We start from the raw sequence: 4,252 nt of genomic DNA, 5'->3' as shown, positions 1-4,252 counted from the left end.
CTTTCAATTGCTGCCACAACTGCTCCTTCAATAAGTTGTTGTGATGTCTCTTACAGGATACTAGTTTTGTTGGACGGACGAGGGACCCGCTGGCGTGCCATCGTCGGAGGACTTGGGCAGCCCCCAAGCCAGGTCGTCCAGCAAGGTGTCCACCCAGGCGGTCATGGCCGCTGAATCCATGGGTCCCGAACCCAGGGAGCCCGCGAAGGGCGCTGGGATCAGCAGGGTCTGCGTCACAGGACGGTACTGGCTGCCCTTGTAGATGCGTGCGATCCTTGCCTGGAGGGAGTCGGGCATGGCCACGGGTCTGATCCGCACTCTGGAGCCCTGGGAGGCGATCTCCGCAATGCCCAGGGAACGAGCCTTGGCCCGCAGCCTGGCTACTGCGAAGAGGGTGTCGAACTGGGCCGGCGGACGCCCATATCGGTCGGTCAGCTCCTCATGCAGGTCGCGCAGATCCTGCTCGTTGCGGGCCGAGGCCAGCTTGCGGTAGGCCTCCAGACGCAGCTTGTCCGAATCAATGTAGTCCACAGGGATGGAAGCTTCCAAGGGCAGATCGATGCTGACGGTGACCGGCTCGGTCCGCCCAGGCTCCTTGTACTCTTCCACCGCTTCGGAGACCATGCGCACGTAAAGGTCGAAGCCGACCCCCTCGATATGGCCGGACTGCTCGTCGCCCAACAGGTTGCCGGTGCCGCGCAGCTCCAGATCCTTCATGGCCACGTCGTAGCCGGACCCTAGAGCTGTGTTCTGGGCGATGGTGGCCAGCCTGTCGTGGGCGGTCTGGGTCATTGGCTTGCTGGGGTCGTAGAGGAAGTAGGCGTAGGCTCGCTCCCGGCCGCGTCCCACCCGGCCGCGCAGCTGGTGGAGCTGGGAGAGCCCGAAGCGGTCGGCCCGGTCCACGATCAGCGTGTTGGCGTTGGGTATATCCAGGCCAGTCTCGACGATGGTGGTGCAGACCAGCACATCGATATCCCGGTGCCAAAAGTCCCGGATGACCCCGTCCAGCTGCTTCTCCCCCATCTTGCCGTGGGCCACTCCCACCTTGGCCTCGGGAACCAGCGTCTGCACCTTGGCCGAGACCTTGCCGATGTCCTCCACCCGGTTATGGATGTAGAAGATCTGGCCCCCGCGCAGGAGCTCACGACGAATGGCCGCAGTCACCTGGGCATCCTCGTAGGCGCCCACATATGTCAGTACCGGCAGACGATCCTCGGGGGGCGTGGCCAGGGTGGACATCTCGCGGATGCCGGTCACCGCCATCTCCAGGGTGCGCGGAATGGGAGTAGCCGACAGGGAGAGGACGTCCACGTTGGTCCGCATGGCCTTGAGGGTCTCCTTGGCCTCCACGCCGAAGCGCTGCTCCTCGTCCACGATCATCAGACCCAGATCCTTGAATCGGATGCGCGGGTTGAGCAGCTTGTGGGTGCCGATGACCACGTCCACGGCCCCGCTGGCCAGGCCCTCCATGGTGGCCTGGTTCTCCTTTGCGGTCTGGAAGCGGCTCATGGCGGCCACATCCACCGGGAAGCCTTCGAACCGCTCGGTAAAGGTTTGATAGTGCTGCTGAACCAGCAGGGTCGTGGGCACCAGGACGACCACCTGCTTGCCGTCCTGAACGGCCTTGAAGGCGGCACGGATGGCTATCTCGGTCTTGCCGAAGCCCACATCCCCGCAGATCAGGCGGTCCATGGGCACCGGCTTCTCCATATCGGCCTTGACATCGTCGATGGCGGTCAGCTGGTCGGGGGTCTCCTGGTAGGGGAAGGCATCCTCCAACTCCTTCTGCCAGGGGGTGTCGGGACTGAAGGCGAAGCCCTTGGTGCGCTGCCGGGCAGAGTAAAGCTTGACCAGTCCCTGGGCGATCTTGTGAACGTGCTTGCGGGCCTTGGCCTTGGTAGCCGACCAGTCGGATCCGCCCAGCTTGTTGAGCCTGGGAATCTCGGCACCGATATAACGGCTGACCTGGTCCAGCTGGTCGGCCGGCACGAAGAGCTTGTCTGGCGGGGCATTGCGCTTGGAGGGGGCGTACTCAAGGACCAGATACTCCCGGCTGCCCTTGCTGGGGCCCACGCCCACGCTGCGCTGGCGCATGCCTAGGAAGCGGCCGATGCCGTGCTGGTCGTGGACCACATAGTCACCGGGTTTGAGCTCGTCCAGGTCGATGGCCTTGCGCCGTCGGTTGGATGTCTTGCTGCCGGCGGCCACGCTGGTGCGCCCGGTCAGGTCCCGCTCGGTCAGCAGGGCCAGATGGGCGGACTGGTCGACGAAGCCGTCCACAGCCAAGGAGCGGTGGTACTCCAACCCGGTGATCCCCGTGGTCTGCACGGCCCGACGCAGACGGCTCAGGGTCCCTTGGGCCGGGGCGGTCACCACAACCCGGTCGCCTCTTTCCAGCAGGGAGGCGATTCCCGAGGCGGCCCGATCCTCGTCACCGCGGTACTGGTCCGGTGCCAGAGCATCCAGCCGCTCGGCCCCCTCACGGTCCGGATCCACCGACAGGTCGGTCAGCTTCCAGACCTCACCCTTTCGATACTCCAGGGAAGAGATGACCTCGTCGTAGTCCAGGAAACTGGCCCTGTCGAAGCTGATGGGCGCGCCCGAACCCTGTCCTGAGGCGGCCACATGCCAGCTGGCGGCTAGGAACTCGTTGGCGGTCTTGACCAGATCCTGGGCGGAGCGGGCCAGCAACTGCGGTTCCGACAGCAGAATCAAGGCACCCTCGGGCAGCATGGACCCTACCGGCACCAGGTCGTCAACCAGGGCAGGCAGGAGGGATTCCATGCCCTCCACCGGAATTGCCTGGGCGATGGACTCCAGCATGTCGTCGGCGTTGGGGATGCTCCCTATCAGGGAGCGGGCGCGGGCGCGGACCTGGTCGGTCAGCTGCAGCTCGCGGCAGGGCGGCGCCCAGATCCGGTCCAGGTCGGGGCCGTAGGTGCGCTGATCGGAGGCGTGGAAGCTGCGGATGGTGTCCACCTCGTCGCCGAAGAACTCAATGCGCACCGGGTGGGCCATGGTGGGGACGAAGACATCCAGGATTCCGCCGCGGACGGCAAACTGGCCGCGCTCCATGACCAGGTCCACACGGGTGTAGGCGTTGCGAACCAGAGCTTCGACAGCCTGGTCCAATGGCAGGTCCTGGCCGCGCAAAAAGACCAGGGGCTCCACATCCTGCAAACCCTTGACCACAGGCTGCAGCAGGGACCGCACGGGCATGACCAGGATACGGATGGGTCCGAAGTCAGGATCGTCCTGGACCGGATGGGCCAGCCGCCTGAAGACAGCCATCCGGGAGGCCACGGTGTCGGCCCGGGGCGAGAGCCGCTCGTGAGGCAGAGTCTCCCAAGAGCGCAACAGGGCCACATTGCCCGGGTCGCCTTCATACCAGGAGCGGATGGCGCCGGTCATCTCCTGGGCGTCACGTTCAGAAGGGACGACCAGGACCACCGGTGCCCGCCCGGCTGCTGCGGCGGCCAGGGCTGGCCTGATGCCCTGGGGAGCCTGGACCATAAGCGAGGTGTCGGTGTCGGCCGCAGGCTGGGAGTCTCCTTGGACCAACCTTTTGAAGGCGGCATCCGCCTGCAGGTCGTCCAAAAGAGGACGCAGGGATCCATTCAGCGATTCCTGAGGTTCCACCTTCTTGCCGGTCTCCTGCCCTGACTTGATATGCTTATCGACCATTGAACTGCTCCTGAGCCTGGCTGAGGCCCTTGGCGATTACGGTTTCTGCGGCATCCGCGCCGTCGGCCAGGAACTCGGGCAGGCGCTTGCGCTGATCGCCGACAAAGGTGCCCAGAACCCAGTCCACGGTGCGGCGATGGGCGTCCGGACCTCTCCGGGCATGCCCCACGCCCATGCGAACCCGAGCGTAGGCGTTGCTGCCCAGGGAACGGTCGATGGAACGGATGCCGTTGTGCCCGCCAGAGGAGCCGCCGGCTTTGACCTTGATCCGGCCGAACTCCAAGTCCATGTCGTCATGGATGACCACAACCCGGCCAACCGGTATGTGGTAGTAGGAGCAGATGGAGGCCAAGGCATCGCCGGAGTCATTCATGAAAGTCAGCGGCTTTGCCAGGAAGAAGGGTATGCGGCGTCCGTCAAGAGCCAGAGTGCCACGGCCCAGCTGGGCCAGACCCTTGTGGTCGCGCAGGTTGACCGACCATCGCTCGGCCAGCAGATCGGCGCACATGAAGCCCATGTTGTGCCTGGTGCCCTTATACTCGTCACCCGGGTTGCCCAGTCCGGCTAT

The 4,252-nt window shown here is 65.0% G+C and carries 2 protein-coding genes; both read right to left on the bottom strand.

Annotated features, from left to right (window positions below; genetic code table 11):
- Positions 1-60: 60 nt before the first annotated feature.
- Positions 61-3,684, bottom strand: coding sequence for a transcription-repair coupling factor (gene mfd / locus AC0AP0_RS09585; RefSeq protein ID WP_490430297.1), 3,624 nt, complete (start codon positions 3,682-3,684; stop codon positions 61-63).
- Positions 3,674-4,252, bottom strand: a 579-nt coding sequence (gene pth / locus AC0AP0_RS09580; protein WP_490430296.1) for an aminoacyl-tRNA hydrolase, incomplete at its 5' end; no start/stop codon positions are given. The genes mfd and pth, both read right to left, overlap by 11 nt.

The organism is Bifidobacterium sp. POST2/T3 (B1) (assembly GCF_058197115.1).
This window is presented reverse-complemented; position numbering and strand designations above follow the sequence as displayed.

Coding starts and splice junctions, on each gene's coding strand:
- mfd (WP_490430297.1), bottom strand. CDS start 3,684: ATGGTCGATAAGCATATCAAGTCAGGGCAGGAGACCGGCAAGAAGGTG.